This is a genomic window from Vibrio sp. 10N.286.51.B11 (assembly GCF_041469245.1).
Lineage (GTDB): Bacteria > Pseudomonadota > Gammaproteobacteria > Enterobacterales > Vibrionaceae > Vibrio > Vibrio crassostreae_C.
The window spans coordinates 145,208-161,109 of record NZ_JBFRKI010000012.1; the positions used below are offsets into that span (position 1 = coordinate 145,208).

Genomic DNA, 15,902 nt, shown 5'->3' on the forward strand with positions numbered 1-15,902 from the left:
GTTTTAGCGCTTTGGACATAGCCAGAACATCGATATTTAAAGGAAGCCCACTCCACCCTCTCCCTCTTTAAAATGCAGCAACTTCGGATTAGTTTTTATAATCCAAGTTATAGATTTTTATCTTGATCAACTTCACACTTTTTGATTGCTAAGCCCGCAATCAAGCTCTAATATCTCACGCCTAGATTCCCTGAACACTTTATTCATTTGGCTCTCCTTTAATGGAGCGCTAAGGCTTTTTACGTCTTAATTTTTGGAGAGATACGCAAATGTCCGCCTCGTTTCCATTAGCGAAACTTACCTTTTTAATCGCTATTCTGACTGCCGTAGGTCAAATGACTCAAACGATGTACGTGCCTTCTATCGGTCATATGGCAGGTGAGTTCTTAGTTTCGGCATCTTCACTGCAGGCAGTGATGGCGTGTTACTTGATCCCTTATGGTCTGTCGCAATTTGTTTACGGCCCACTTTCAGATCGCCTAGGTCGTAAACCGATCATCGTGATTGGTTTGATCATCTACATCATCGGTACTTTGGTAGCATTGTTCGCTCACGAATATGAATGGTTCTTAGCGGGCAGCTTTATCCAAGGTTTGGGCATCGGTTGTGGTGGTGCGATGTCTCGTACATTGACTCGCGACTGTTTTGAAGGCGCAGAGCTGCACCGTGCAAACAGCTTGATTAGCATGTGTGTGATTTTCTCACCATTGATGGCTCCTGTACTGGGTGGTTACCTAACAGAAGTTTTCGGCTGGCGTTCTAGCTACTTATTCCTTGCGCTGTTTGGTATTGCTGTTGTGATCACTATGATGACGAGCATGATGGAAACACTGCCGAAAGAACGACGCAAGCATGAATCGGTTGCCAACAGCTACAAGTTCGTTCTGTCTGATAAACGTTTCCAAGGTTTCTTATTGGTATTAGTCGCAACCTTTGCTGGTGTAGCCGTATTTGAAGCAGCGGCAGGTGTGTTGCTTGGTGGCGTACTTGGCTTACCGGCAACCACAGTAAGCTTGCTGTTTGTCTTGCCTATTCCAGGTTACTTAGTCGGTGCAGGCTTATCTAGTTACATCGCACAACGTCGCTCTGAGCGCCGTGCATTGAATGTTGGTCTGGTTGCGATATTGGTAGGCTCAACAGTGGTATTGATACCGGGTCTGTTTGGTCAAACAACAGCATTAACTTTGATTGGCGGTGCCACAATTTACTTCTTGGGCGCTGGCATATTATTCCCAGCAGCAACAACAGGGGCACTTTCGCCATTCCCGTACCACGCTGGTACTGGAGGTGCGATTTTAGGTGGTATGCAAAATCTAGGTGCTGGCATCGCAACACTATTGGCATCGTTCTTCCCAGCTCAAGACCAACTGCCACTCGGTTGCTTGATGATTGCAATGTCATTCATCGCTATGCTTGGTTTACGTTGGGTTAATCGTAAACCTGACCACTCAAATGAAATGCCATTGGCTATTTAACGTAAAGCTCGAATCCTGCCCAAACAAAGGAAAGGGACGTACTGAAAAGTGTGTCCCTTTTTGTTGCACATTTATTCCTTCCACTCTCACGTATCAGTAATTTCATTTAACATTACTTTGATTTTTTGAAAACAATAACAGACACTTACGATGAAGGTGCATATCCAGAATCCAATTATAAATAATATCACTGGAAGATACCCAACCAACAAAGGATGCTGGCATCAAAAAGAGTAAGGTGCACACTAGGGATATATAGATGCGTATCGCTTTAACCACATTAGTCGTATCAATAGCGCTTGTCGCCGGATGCAGCAATCAAGGAATATCAACCATGAACCACTACTCTCAATCACAGCTCGTCGCTCAGCAAACCCAAGCACCCGTTGCTAAGAAAGTCCCTCACGCAATGACGATTCATGGTGACTCCCGAATCGATGATTACTACTGGATGCGCGATGATGCACGCCAAGATCCAGAGATTTTGCAACAGCTTGAGCAAGAGAATCAGTACGCAGATACAGTGTTAAAACATACAGAAGCAGCACAAAAACAATTATTTCAAGAGATCAAAGGCCGAATCGCGAAAGACGACAATTCGGTACCGGTTCGCAAAGGCAGTTACTACTACTCGAATAAGGTCACAGGCGACAACGAATACCCAGTTCACCTGCGTGAAAAAAACTTTTTAGGCACAGACAAGCAAGTCATCTTAGATGTAAACGAGCTAGCAAAAGAGCATGAATTCTTCAGTATTGGTGGCTTAACGATCAGCCCAGACGAAAACTTGTTGGCCTATGGCGAAGATACGCTAAGCCGCCGCATTTACACCATCAAGATCAAAGACCTCACAACAGGTGAATACCTAAAAGATGAAATTGAAGGCGCTTCAAGTGCTATCGCGTGGCAAAACGACAACCAAGCCTTCTACTACATCAAAAAAAATCCACAAACATTGCTGGGTTATCAAGTTTACCGCCACGTGTTAGGCACAGCTCAGGCAAGCGATCAGTTAATCTACGAAGAAGCCGATAGCGCTTACTACACCTCTTTGAGTAAAAGCAAAGATGGAGAACAGGTCTACATTTGGCATTCGAGCACAGAAACCAGCGGTGTCTCAGTCATCGATGCCAACAACCCAAAGGCTACAGCTGAGGCTTTCTACCCAAAAGAGAGCGGCATAGAGTACAGCATCGCTAAGCTAGGTGATTTGTATTACATCTACACCAACTACCAAGCGGTCAACTTCCGTTTAATGAAAGTCACAACCGAAGAGATGCATGATCGCTCAAAATGGGTCGATGTCATCCCAGCGGACGATAATACTCAGCTTGTAGATTTCGAGTTGTTTGATGACCATCTTGTCTACGAGCAACGCGCGGATGGCTTGTCTACAGTGAAAGTTCGCCAACTCTCAACAGGCCACGAGTTTCCACTTGAATTTAACGACACCGCATTTGCCGCTTACCTAACGAGTAACTATGAATTAGATAACGCAAAAGTTCGTATCTATTACAGCAGCTTAACCACGCCAGGTACTTACTATGATTTCGACCTAAGTACAGGTGAATCCGAACTCATGAAGCAAACACCCGTATTAGGTGATTTCGAAGCGGATAACTACCAATCAGAGCGAATCATGATTACGGCTCGCGATGGTAAGCAAGTTCCTGTCTCTTTGGTTTATCGTAAAGACTTATTTAAGAAAGACGGCACTAACCCAATCTACCAATACGGCTATGGGTCTTACGGCTCTACGATTGAACCTACCTTCAGCTCAACTCGCCTAAGCCTACTGGATAGAGGTTTTGTTTATGCCATCGCACATGTCCGCGGTTCAGAAATGCTTGGTCGCCCTTGGTATGAAGATGGCAAAAAACTGACCAAACAAAACACGTTCAACGACTTTATTGATGTAACCAAAGAGCTTGTTGAAGAAGGCTACGGCGCGAAAGATAAAGTGTTCGCCGTTGGGGGGTCTGCTGGCGGTCTATTGATGGGAGCAATCATCAACCAAGCACCAGAACTGTACCGTGGTATTGGTGCACATGTTCCGTTTGTAGACATTGTGACAACCATGCTCGATGAATCGATCCCTCTAACCACCAATGAGTATGACGAATGGGGTAACCCGAACGATAAAGCCTACTACGATTACATGCTGGGGTACTCACCGTACGACAACATTAAGGTACAAAACTACCCGAACATGTTGGTAACGACAGGCCTGCATGACTCACAGGTGCAGTACTTTGAGCCAATGAAATGGGTTGCGAAGCTGCGTGAAATGAAAACAGACAACAACGTATTGCTGTTCAAAACCGATATGGAAGCCGGTCACGGTGGCGCTTCTGGCCGATTTAAACGATTAAAAGAAGACGCACTTGAATACGCGTTCTTTTTGGATTTACTTAAGACTCAATAGATTCTACGTAACTGTAAGTATTCACATCATTTAATGTCGCCATTTTGTCTCTACAAAGTGGCGACAGAAATTATTAAGCATGGTTAAATACGATGAACCATGAAATCCACCAAATCAAAAACCTTTAAAAACAAGCAGTGACAAAGGTTTACGAGAGGTATAAAAACAAATGAAAGTAATTAGCTTCAACATCAACGGTCTTAGAGCCCGCCTTCACCAACTGCAAGCTATTATCGACAAACACCAACCCGACGTGATTGGTCTGCAAGAGATAAAAGTGCACGATGAAGCCTTCCCAATTGCTGATGTTGAAGCAATGGGCTATAAGGTTTACTTCCACGGTCAAAAAGCCCACTACGGTGTGGCAATGTTGTGTAAGCAAGAGCCTATTTCTGTGCAGAAGGGTTTCCCAACAGATAATGAAGACCATCAAAAACGCATGATCATGGCGACGTTTGAAGATGAAGATGGTGAAAAGGTTACCGTGCTAAATGGCTACTTCCCTCAAGGGGATAACATCAAGCATGAAACAAAATACCCGTACAAACGCCAGTTCTATAAAGACTTAATGACTTACTTAAACGATTATCACAACAAAGATGAGCAAGTGATTGTGATGGGCGACATTAATATCAGCCCTATCGACGCAGACATCGGCATTGGTGAACCTAATGCGAAACGTTGGTTAAAAACAGGTAAATGCTCTTTCCAACCAGAAGAGCGAGAATGGTTGAAAACATTGATGGACTGGGGCTTTGTAGACAGCTTCCGCTTGCTGCACCCTGAAGTGAATGATCAATACTCGTGGTTTGATTACCGCTCAAAAGGCTTCGTAGACAACCGCGGCCTGCGTATTGATGTAGTCCTAGCGACTCAAAAGCTTGCCGATAAGTGTACTGAAGCTGGCATCGATTACGAGCTACGTGGTATCGAAAAACCGTCTGATCACGCGCCAATTTGGTCGACGTTCAAGTAACGAGTTAAACAGACACTTTCAATAAAAACGGCGCTCAATGAGCGCCGTTTTGTTAACTATGTAAAATGCAATTAGCTAAGGGGTCTTAGATAAGCAAGGAAACGCTTCTCTGCGAATTTGAAAATCGCGATGATGATGAACGTTAGTGCCATGTAGAACAGACCTGCCGTTAGGAAAGACTCGAATGGAGCGTAGTAACGTGAGTTAACCAAACGTGCTGCACCGGTTAAGTCCATAATGGTTACGATACCCGCTACCGCAGAGCCGTGAAGCATGAAGATGACTTCGTTACTGTAAGCCGGCAATGCGCGACGCAGAGCACTTGGTAAAATGATACGACGGTAAGTCTTCGGTGTACTCATGCCGTAAGCTTTTGCTGCTTCGACTTCACCTTTAGGTAAGCCGTTAATCGCACCACGAATGATCTCTGCGGTATAAGCTGACGTGTTAAGAATGAATGCCACCAAAGCACAGAACCACGCGTTTTCCCATAATGTGTCTTTCACTGGGAAGAATTGGTCCATACCGTAGTAAATCAGGTACAGCTGAACCAGTAATGGCGTACCACGGAAGAAATAGATGAATGACCAAGCCGGAGCATTAATCAGCATATTTGGACTGTTACGAGCGATAGCTAGTGGTATGGCGACGAATAAGCCAATGATCAAAGCAACGCAAACCATCCAAGCCGTTGTCCATAAACCACCAAGGTAAATCGGCAGGCTTTCAATTATCAATGAAAAGTCCATAACTACCTCGCGTGGATACTGAATTTACGTTCAACCAGCTTAAGTAAGCCCGTTGAAACACTGGTGAAGAATAAGAAGATAATCGCCACAGTCATGTAGAAAGTGAATGGCATTTTGGTTGAACCCGCCGCCAGTGCACTAACACGTACCATGTCTTCTAGGCCAATAATCGAAACCAGCGCAGTGGTTTTAAGTAATACCAGCCAGTTATTCCCAAAACCCGGTAATGCGTGACGAATCATCTGCGGTAGCAGTATGCGGTGAAACGCCTTTACAGGGCTCATACCATAAGCTTTTGCCGCTTCCATTTCACCGCTGTCGACAGCCATGATGGCACCACGGAACGTTTCTGCCATATAGGCACCGAAAATAAAGCCTATGGTTAAGACACCAGCAACAAATGGGCTGACATCAATATAATCAGGTAAGTAAGCGGTCCATTCGTGGTTAGGATCACTGGATGCAAACCACTCGTTGAGCCACTCGTTGATGGAATACAAACTGTTGTTTAAAAGGATTTGTCCACCAAAGAAAATCAGCATCATCAGTACGAGATCTGGAATGCCTCGAATGACGGTTGTGTAGAGGGTTGCAATAGCACGAGCCCAGCGATAAGGCGCGAGTTTTGCTAAGGCACCTAGCATACCAAGAACCATAGCTAAAATTAGCGACAGCAAGGCAACTTCGATTGTGAGCACCGCCCCTTTCAGGATCGACGCTTCATATCCTTGTAAATCAAACATAATGGATTCCAACAGAACTGCGAAAAAGTTGGTAAGACAGGGAGAGGAGAACCTCTCCCTTAAGAATTGACGCTAAAGATTACTGACCGTATACGTCGTAGTTGAAGTATTTAGCCGCGATATCTTGGTAGATGCCTTTTTCACGTAGTGAAAGGATTGCCGCATCTAATTGCTTAGTCAGATCTTTGTCTTGCTTACGAACAGCAATACCCATACCTTCACCGAACCACTTAGGATCCGTTAGAGAGGGGCCAACAAACTCGTAGTCTTCACCACCAGCTTTGTTCAGCACGCCTTCTTCTAGAGCAGATGCATCACCTAGTACAGCAGCAACACGACCGTTTGCTAGATCAAGGTAAGCTTCGTCGAATGAACCGTAACGAACGATCTCTACTGTATCGCCGTAGTTGTCTGTTAGGTATTTATCGTGAGTTGTTGCACGTTGAACTGCAATCTTTTGACCGCTTAGATCATCAAAGTTAAGGCCTGCACCTTTCTTAGCGATGAACTTGTTTGGGATAAGTGCGTATTTACCAGTGAAGTCGATTTTTTTCTTACGCTCTTCCGTGATAGACATTGCCGCGATGATCGCATCATATTTACGAGCAAGTAGAGAAGGAATGATACCATCCCAGTCTTGTGCAACGATCTTACACTGCACCTGCATTTCAGTACAAAGTGCGTTAGCCATATCGACATCGAAGCCTTTCAGTGACCCGTCAGCTTCTGTCCAGCTAAATGGAGGGTAAGCACCTTCAATACCAAAGCGTACTGTTTTCCATTCTTTTGCTTGAGCTACGCCCGTTGCAGCAGTTGCAGCAAGTGCCGCGACTAATAACCACTTTTTCATATCCCTACTCCTGTGATTTAGGTTTTTATGTTTTGCTAGTTTTAATATTGTGTTTGTTGTTGCTTATTAACTTACTTGTTGTGTTTTATTGTTCACACCGTCGCTGTTTACCGTTGGCAACGGCGTTTCAATTCTGATTAGTAAATCGATGAGATAAATTGTTGTAAACGTTCAGATTCAGGTTCCGTAAACAGTTTAGCTGGATCGCCCTGTTCTTCCACTAGACCTTGGTGCAGGAACATCACATGGTTTGATACGTCACGAGCAAAAGCCATTTCATGTGTTACCACAAGCATGGTTCTTCCTTCTTCTGCTAGATCTCGCATTACACCGAGTACTTCCCCTACTAACTCAGGGTCAAGTGCTGATGTTGGCTCATCAAACAGCATCACTTCCGGATCAACCGCTAACGCTCGAGCAATTGCCGCTCGTTGTTGTTGTCCACCGGATAAATGACCTGGGTAGTAATCTTTGCGCTCATACAAGCCTACTTTTTTAAGTAGTAGTTCTGCATTTTCAATAGCTTGAGCTTTAGGTACACCTAATACGTGAACGGGTGCTTCGATAACATTTTCGAGAACGGTCAGGTGAGACCAAAGATTGAAGCCTTGAAAAACCATCGCTAAGCGTGAACGGATACGCTGTACTTGTTTTTCGTTGGCAGGAACAGATACGCCTTGGCGGTTGTTTTTCATTTGAATTAATTCGCCATTAACCCAAATCTCGCCTGCAGTTGGTGTCTCTAAAAGGTTGATACATCTAAGGAAAGTACTTTTACCCGACCCTGAAGATCCGATAATCGATACAACATCGCCTTTATGCGCAGAAAGTGAAATTCCCTTTAAAACTTCATTTTGACCAAACGTTTTGTGTAGATCCTTTATGTCCAGCGCTGGTACATCTTTCATGCGCTTTCTCTCCCAAGTTTGTGAAAATGCAAGGTACTCCGACCTTTTCATGCGATACAAACTAGCACCACACGAAACAACATGCAACAAATTATTAACCTGATAAATTGGAATAAATAGCGATTCACTCTGACTTATTATGCAAAAGGTAGCGTTTTCGCCTCAATTTAATGAATGAGTTCTATCAATAAGCTGCAATTACACCCCTTACATTGTTTAAATAAAGTTAATCAAAATGAGATTCACGTAGCTTGATGTCTCACAAGAAAAACAAGTTTTGTGAACTTAGATACGCCGAGATCTGCAAAATATAATCTGCACGCTCAACACTACATACACACCGTAAGGCACAATTATTTTAAGGTTATTACATTGTAAGCATTTCACTCGGAACAGTTGGGAAGCAAGTAATAGTGAAATAACTCAGTAAGAATTGAGTATTGAACTCGAGCCATGACGACAAAGGCTCGAAGAAGATAGGTAAACGTCAATTTGTGAAAACTAATTACACGATTCATCAATGGGAAGTTAATGAATCGCTGCGTTTTGTAGCTTTCTTTCACATATACTCATAAAGTGATCAAGATCAATCACCCTAAAGGGTAAGCTTGTTAGACTCCTCAGCAAAGAATAAGGCATTAAAAATGCCAAACATTTCTTTTAACTTAGCTGCATAAAGCACAGCAAAACCGTGCAACATAATGTTAATGAGTTATAACTAAGAAATAACGCAATTACGCGAACTTATAGAATTCAATTTTAGAATTACTAACAAAAAATATGAGGAATCTATGTCAGACGTTGTCAATAATGCGAACTCTGAAGTAGAAGAGAAAAGCTATAAAGAGCTGCACCGTCCTGCTTCTGAATTTGAGAGCCGCTCAGATTATCTAGATCACGAACTTCAAATCATGAAGCCTCGCCGCTTCGGTTTAAACCTTCCAGGTCGTGACTTCCGCTTTGAACTTGAAGATCTTGTTCCTGCACTTGCTGGTACTATTGGTATCATTGCGATGTACTCTGCAGTAATGATGTCGTGGGCTGATGGCCTAACTCAAGCTTGGGATCACGTAAACCTAGGTAAAGACTTCGCAATTGAAGTCGCTCGTGTAGAAATGCTTATTCCTGCACTACTGTTTTGTATCCTTGCTTCTGGTTTCTTTAACCCTAAAGCAAACCTTGCCGGCAACCACGGCCCAATGATCCCTCTTATCGGTACCATCGCTCTCGCTGGTGCTCACCCTCTTGCATTGGCAATCCTTATCGGTGTCTTCGGTCTTATCCTAAGCTTCCTAAAAGGTGGGTCTAAACTTGTTAACCTTACCTCTGAAGGTACGGCGGGTGGCTTGCTCATCTTCTTGGGTCTAACCGGTACCATGAGCCAAATCAACTCAATTCAAGCTTGGGCTGTTGGTCTTCAGTCTGACACTGTCGCTGCTGGTAGCATGGGTTACATCGGTTTGATTGTTCTAGCCGTTACCATCGGTCTATATGCATTCCTTGCTAAAGTGAACAAGCGTTGGTTAGCAATCCCTGTTTGTGCTTTCACTGGTCTAGCTATTGCTCTAGTACTTGGTGCTGGTTTCGATATCAAATTCGTAACTGAAACAGGCATTCCAAACCTAAACCCAATCTACTGGTGGGGTTCTACTGAAGAAGGTTGGATGCTTGGTTTACCAAACGTTGAGCACTTCATCGCTTCTCTACCATTTGCAATCCTAGCAGTAGCAATGTGGTCACCTGACTTCCTAGGTCACCGTATCTTCCAAGAACTGAACTACCCTAAAAAGTCTGAAAAAGTACTGATGGACGTAGACGACACAATGACTATGTGTTCAGTTCGTCAAATGGTAGGTACAGCAGTTGGTGGGGGTAACATCACTTCATCTTGGGGTACTTACATGATCCCAGCGGCTATCGCGAAACGTCCAATCCCTGGCGGCGCAATCTTGCTTGGCTCTCTATGTATTATTGTTGCGATTCTTGGCTTCCCAATGGACGTAGCAGTATGGCCACCAGTGATGCGTGTTGCGCTACTTGTAGGTGTATCTCTACCTCTACTTGAAGCGGGTATGCAGATGGTTAAAGATTCAAAAGACTCTCAAGCAGCTGGTATCTGTATCTTCGGTTCAGCGGTTGTTAACCCAGTATTAGCATGGGCACTGACTATGCTTCTAGATAATAACGGTCTAATTGGTGATAAAGAGCGTGCGAAGCGTCTATCATTTGTAGATAAGATTGTTATCCCAGTTGGCGTTTTAGTTATCTGTCTAGTAGCAATGCTTGCAGTTGGTATGCTAGAAAGTCAATATGGTCTAAAAGCTTGGCTATAATGGTCCTTACTACACAAAAGTAGTATTAGGATTAAAAAAAAGTTTGGGTGGCAACCCCTGCCACTCAAATTTTTTCAACTTTTTTTGGCATTTATTGATTTAGTTTAAGGTTTGCAGAAATTTTTTAGCGTAGTCTTGAATTCATAGAGTAAAGACAACATATAAAAGGTAGTGACAATATATATAACCATATGACGCTTATATGCTCATATATATTGTTATTAATAAGAGTGTACTACCCTTACGAGGGGCGCTGGCTCAACAGTGTTAATGTACGTATTTTTTCTACTAAAAAGGTAGGTATGTCATGGCAGAGCAATTTGCTAAAGCTTGGGAAGATTTTGCTGCAGGTGAGTGGCAAAGCGAAGTAAACGTTCGTGATTTCATTCAAAAGAACTACACGCCGTATGAAGGCGACGAGTCTTTCCTAGTTTCTGAGGGTACTGAAGCAACTAACAAGCTTTGGTCTTCGGTAATGGAAGGTATCAAACAGGAAAACGCAACTAAAGCACCTGTAGATTTCGATACTTCTGTTATCTCTACCATTACTGCTCACGATGCAGGTTACATTGAGAAAGATCTTGAGACTATCGTTGGTCTACAAACTGAGAAGCCACTAAAACGTGCAATCATCCCTAACGGTGGTGTACGTATGGTTGAAGGTTCTTGTAAAGCATACGGTGAAACTCTTGACCCAATGGTTTCAAAAATCTACTCAGAATACCGCAAAACACACAATGCTGGCGTTTTCGATATCTACACTCCTGATATCCTAAAATGTCGTAAGTCTGGTGTTCTGACTGGTCTTCCTGATGCTTACGGCCGTGGTCGTATCATTGGTGACTACCGTCGTGTTGCACTTTACGGTATTGATTTCCTAATGAAAGACAAAGCTGCTCAATTCGCTTCTCTACAAGAGCGTTTCGAGAACGGCGAAGATCTTTCTGCAACAATGCAATTGCGTGAAGAGATCTCTGAGCAACATCGTGCTCTAGGTCAAATCAAGCAAATGGCTGAGAAATACGGTTTCGATATCTCTGAGCCAGCTCAAACAGCTCAAGAAGCTATCCAGTGGACTTACTTCGGCTACCTAGCTGCTGTTAAATCTCAAAACGGTGCTGCAATGTCTCTAGGTCGTACTTCGACTTTCCTAGACATCTACATCGAGCGTGATATCGCTGCTGGCAAGATCACTGAAGAACAAGCACAAGAAATGATCGACCACTTCGTAATGAAACTGCGTATGGTTCGTTTCCTACGTACTCCTGAGTACGATGAGCTGTTCTCTGGCGACCCAATCTGGGCAACAGAGTCTATGGGTGGTATGGGTATCGACGGTCGTACGCTAGTAACGCGTTCGAACTTCCGTTTCCTAAACTCTCTATACACTATGGGTCCTTCTCCAGAGCCAAACATCACTGTTCTTTGGTCTGAGCAACTACCTGACGGCTTCAAGCGTTTCTGTGCGAAGGTATCTATCGATACTTCTTCTATCCAGTACGAAAATGATGACCTAATGCGTCCTGACCTAGAGTCTGATGATTACGCTATCGCTTGTTGTGTATCTCCAATGATCGTTGGTAAGCAAATGCAGTTCTTCGGTGCTCGTGCTAACCTTGCGAAAACAATGCTTTACGCAATCAACGGCGGTGTGGACGAGAAACTTAAGATGCAAGTTGGTCCTGTTTCAGACAAGATCACTGACGAAGTTCTTAACTACGATGACGTAATGGGTCGCCTAGACACATTCATGGACTGGTTAGCTAAGCAATACGTGACTGCACTAAACAGCATTCACTACATGCACGACAAGTACAGCTACGAAGCGTCTCTAATGGCTCTTCATGACCGTGACGTTCGTCGTACTATGGCTTGTGGTATCGCTGGTCTATCTGTTGCAGCTGACTCACTATCTGCAATCAAGTTCGCGACTGTTAAACCAATCCGTGACGAAGATGGCATCGCAACTGACTTCGAAATCGAAGGCGATTACCCTAAATACGGTAACAACGACTCTCGTGTAGATGATATTGCTTGTGAACTAGTTTCTACGTTCATGAACAAGATCCGTAAGCTTAAGACTTACCGTAACTCTATCCCTACACAGTCAGTTCTTACTATCACGTCTAACGTGGTTTACGGTAAGAAAACAGGTAACACTCCAGACGGTCGTCGTGCTGGCGCTCCTTTCGCTCCTGGTGCAAACCCAATGCACGGTCGTGATGAGAAAGGCGCTGTAGCTTCACTAACGTCTGTAGGTAAACTACCGTTTGCTGACGCACAAGATGGTATCTCTTACACGTTCTCTATCGTGCCAAACGCACTAGGTAAAGAACAAGACAGCCAACGTGCTAACCTTGCAGGCCTAATGGATGGTTACTTCCACCACGAAGCTGGCATTGAAGGTGGTCAACACCTTAACGTTAACGTTCTTAACCGCGAAACTCTTGAAGACGCAGTTAAGCACCCTGAGAAATACCCTCAGCTAACAATCCGTGTATCTGGTTACGCTGTTCGCTTTAACTCTCTAACTGCAGAGCAACAAGCTGACGTAATCGCACGTACATTTACTGAGTCTCTATAAGCTCACGCTCAATAGACAGTAAATAATATTAGCCTCGCCAATGTGCGGGGCTTTTTTATATCTGAAATAAATCGCACTACACTCACCTATCCCGCGAAATGTTAGGTTGAGCAAAAAAGCACCCTGCCATTCACTTTTTTTCCACAAATTCTGTCAAATTACGGTAATATCGCGGTTCATAATTTAAGAGTAACTGCTCCATGAGATACCTGCGTTGTTTACCCCTGATTCTTCTCTCTTTCTCATCTTTAGCCTCTGAGCGTTCTACGTTAACTTTTGCTTTAGATAATGATGGTATTTTTGGTGTCGACCAAGACTATACCAACGGCTTATTTCTGGGTTACACATCATCAAGTATTACGCCATATAACTGGGTAAAACCATTGAGTCTTTCCTACTGGGGCGCAAGCTCTCTAGACAAGTGGGAAATCACCATTGGCCACAAGATGTATACGCCTTCTGACATTGAGTTAGAAACGCCATCGCCTAATGATCGCCCATACGCAGGTTACCTTCACACTGAATTCAATTACATCAGCTTAAACCCACAGCAAGCCCAGCGTTTTAATATCACGTTTGGTACTACGGGCGAACGTGCACTGTCTGAAGATGCTCAAAAGCTGGTTCACTCAATCACTAAGTCGGATGAGCCGATGGGTTGGGAATACCAAGTCGATGATGAATGGGCGGGAAGCGTTGGTTACCTAAGCCATTTCAACCTAATGCGTAATCAAGCTCTTGCGAATACTGACTACGAAATCTCTAACGTTTCTGAAATCAACGTCGGTAACTTTAGAAGTGACATTTCAACGGGCTTCATGTTTCGTTGGGGTACAGACTTAGGCGGTAACTTTGGTGCAGCTAACATCACCACAGAAAACCCATTCAAACCGGGCATGATCGGCGCATCAAACGCTGGTTGGTTTACCTATGCAGGCCTCGAAGGTCGCTACCGATTCAACGACCTGACTATCGAAGGCGATCGCTCAGGTGTTGATGAGTACGCTAATAAAAACAACGAAGATCCAGCGATCTACGATGTGACTTTAGAGAACATTCAAGCAACTGCTGTATTGGGTGTCGCTTGGTATAACCGATACGTTGGTGCCTCTTTCGCGCTAACCGCAAAAACACCGGATTACGAAGAAGCGAAAGAGTCAGTGTACACCACTGGCGGTATCACAATGTTTGCTTTCTTCTAGCCACCAGTAAGGGCTTTCGTCCTTTACTTTTCAAGTTTAATAAAGGCAATCATCTTCACAGGTGGTTGCCTTTATTTTTAAAGGTCTCGTTACCATTTGACCCTATTTTATGTACCGTTTTTGTAATAAAATAAACGGTATAAATTCCTCTACGAGAATAGCTCATGTCTACAACTGGTCGCATTCACTCATTCGAATCTTGTGGTACTGTCGATGGCCCTGGTATCCGCTTTATTGTGTTTCTTCAAGGCTGCTTAATGCGTTGTATGTACTGTCATAACCGTGATACATGGGATCTTCATGACGGAAAGGAAGTAACGGTCGAAGAGATCATCAACGAAGCAAAATCATACCGTCATTTCATGAAAGCATCGGGCGGTGGTATCACCTGTTCTGGTGGTGAAGCGATGCTACAACCTGAGTTTGTTCGTGATTTTTTCCGCGCAGCTCAAGCTGAAGGCATCCACACTTGTCTTGATACTAATGGCTACATTCGTAAGCACACTGAAGTGGTTGACGAAGTACTAGAAGCCTCTGATCTAGTGATGCTCGATCTTAAGCACATGCGAGATGAGATTCACCACGATTTCATTGGTGTATCAAACAGACGTACTCTGGATTTCGCACGCTACTTACACAAAATCGGTAAGAAGACGTGGATTCGTTATGTGATTGTCCCTGGCTACACGGACACACCTGAAGATGCTCATCTGCTAGGCGAATTCATCAAAGACATGGATAACATCGAGAAAGTAGAACTGCTTCCATACCATAAGCTTGGTGCACATAAGTGGGAAGCACTTGGTTTTGACTACCCTCTTGAAGGTACAAATCCGCCAAGCAAAGAGAAAATGGATGAGATTGTTGCTGTTCTTAGCCAGTATCATTCAAACGTAAAATACTAATACTGCAGACGATGCTCAACCTCTATTTTAAACGCCTCAATTTCGATTGGGGCGTTTTCTTTTCTAGCGCTAACTATCCTTTCACTTTTCTTTACAACTTTTGTTTATCAATTAAAAAAATCATATTAAATCCGTGTTGAGATCATGTTTCCACTCGTAGGAATGCTGTTACTCTTACTGCAACAAAAGAATACAACATTTAGTTTTTTAGTGAGGCTCCTCCTATGGAAATGACCAATGCTCAGCGTCTGATTCTATCAAATCAATACTACCTAATGTCTCAAATGGATCCTGAGAACTCCGCTAAATACCAACGTCTACAAACGATTGTAGAACGTGGTTACGAACTCCAAATGCGTGAGCTTAACAAAGAGTTTGGTTGTTTGACTGAAGCAGAATGTCGCGAAATTATCGACATCATGGAGATGTACCATGCAATGCAAGAGTCGAACAAAATGCTTGCAGAACAAGAGCGTGCTGAAGTAGACCAACGTCGCCTGCAGTTCTTAGGTTTTGATATCGCTTCTGAAGCGCAGATCGTACACTACGTGCGTTTCCTTGTTGATTCTGAAGGTCTTTACCCTCAATTCGACAAAGCCGATCACCACTTCAATAGCCAGATGCCAATGCTAGAGAAGTACCGTCGCATGCTAACAACATGGCGCAACTGCCCTCGTCAGTACCACCTATGTGCGACAGAGCTATCTCAAATCTTTAGCGCTTAATTCGTTAATAGATCAGCGATAACTTTT

General features: G+C 43.7%; 12 protein-coding genes. 8 read left to right on the forward strand and 4 right to left on the reverse strand.

What is annotated here, in order from left to right:
• Positions 1 to 269: 269 nt before the first annotated feature.
• The 3 genes from emrD (at position 270) to xthA (ending at position 4,876) form a co-directional block, all read left to right on the forward strand.
• Positions 270 to 1,475 carry a multidrug efflux MFS transporter EmrD gene (emrD, locus tag AB4154_RS07605; protein WP_017065927.1) on the forward strand — a complete coding sequence of 402 codons (1,206 nt, stop codon included), beginning with the start codon at positions 270 to 272 and terminating at the stop codon, positions 1,473 to 1,475.
• 334 nt (positions 1,476 to 1,809) lie between these two features.
• On the forward strand, positions 1,810 to 3,900 hold the full coding sequence (locus AB4154_RS07610) for a S9 family peptidase (protein ID WP_372122720.1): 2,091 nt from the start codon (positions 1,810 to 1,812) through the stop codon (positions 3,898 to 3,900).
• A gap of 169 nt (positions 3,901 to 4,069) precedes the next feature.
• Positions 4,070 to 4,876 (forward strand): exodeoxyribonuclease III, encoded by an 807-nt coding sequence (gene xthA / locus AB4154_RS07615; RefSeq protein WP_017070028.1) that lies wholly within the window; start codon positions 4,070 to 4,072, stop codon positions 4,874 to 4,876.
• 71 nt (positions 4,877 to 4,947) lie between these two features.
• On the opposite strand, the gene AB4154_RS07620 is transcribed toward xthA, so the two are convergent.
• From AB4154_RS07620 to AB4154_RS07635, 4 genes are all read right to left on the reverse strand, one after another.
• Complete coding sequence (locus tag AB4154_RS07620) at positions 4,948 to 5,625, reverse strand: ABC transporter permease (RefSeq protein WP_017062123.1); 678 nt, start codon at positions 5,623 to 5,625, stop codon at positions 4,948 to 4,950.
• A gap of 2 nt (positions 5,626 to 5,627) precedes the next feature.
• Entirely contained in the window at positions 5,628 to 6,368 is a 741-nt protein-coding gene (locus tag AB4154_RS07625) for an ABC transporter permease (RefSeq protein WP_017062124.1), read from the reverse strand.
• Positions 6,369 to 6,447: 79 nt separating this feature from the next.
• Positions 6,448 to 7,218, reverse strand: a complete 771-nt coding sequence (locus tag AB4154_RS07630; RefSeq protein ID WP_017062125.1) for an ABC transporter substrate-binding protein — start codon at positions 7,216 to 7,218, stop codon at positions 6,448 to 6,450.
• Positions 7,219 to 7,355: 137 nt separating this feature from the next.
• The gene (locus tag AB4154_RS07635) at positions 7,356 to 8,126 is read right to left on the reverse strand and encodes an ABC transporter ATP-binding protein (protein WP_004736532.1); all 771 of its coding nucleotides are present in this window, start codon (positions 8,124 to 8,126) and stop codon (positions 7,356 to 7,358) included.
• A 791-nt stretch (positions 8,127 to 8,917) separates the two neighbouring features.
• Here AB4154_RS07635 and AB4154_RS07640 point away from each other — a divergent pair.
• The 5 genes from AB4154_RS07640 (at position 8,918) to AB4154_RS07660 (ending at position 15,875) form a co-directional block, all read left to right on the forward strand.
• On the forward strand, positions 8,918 to 10,459 hold the full coding sequence (locus AB4154_RS07640; protein ID WP_372122639.1) for a DUF3360 family protein: 1,542 nt from the start codon (positions 8,918 to 8,920) through the stop codon (positions 10,457 to 10,459).
• 307 nt (positions 10,460 to 10,766) lie between these two features.
• Complete coding sequence (pflB, locus tag AB4154_RS07645; RefSeq protein WP_102427865.1) at positions 10,767 to 13,043, forward strand: formate C-acetyltransferase; 2,277 nt, start codon at positions 10,767 to 10,769, stop codon at positions 13,041 to 13,043.
• 200 nt (positions 13,044 to 13,243) lie between these two features.
• Entirely contained in the window at positions 13,244 to 14,245 is a 1,002-nt protein-coding gene (locus AB4154_RS07650; protein WP_136973554.1) for a lipid A deacylase LpxR family protein, read from the forward strand.
• 164 nt (positions 14,246 to 14,409) lie between these two features.
• On the forward strand, positions 14,410 to 15,150 hold the full coding sequence (pflA, locus tag AB4154_RS07655; RefSeq protein WP_010437353.1) for a pyruvate formate lyase 1-activating protein: 741 nt from the start codon (positions 14,410 to 14,412) through the stop codon (positions 15,148 to 15,150).
• A 224-nt stretch (positions 15,151 to 15,374) separates the two neighbouring features.
• A complete protein-coding gene (locus AB4154_RS07660; protein WP_017066932.1) occupies positions 15,375 to 15,875 on the forward strand; it encodes a YfbU family protein in 501 nt (166 codons plus the stop codon).
• The last annotated feature ends 27 nt before the right edge of the window (positions 15,876 to 15,902 follow it).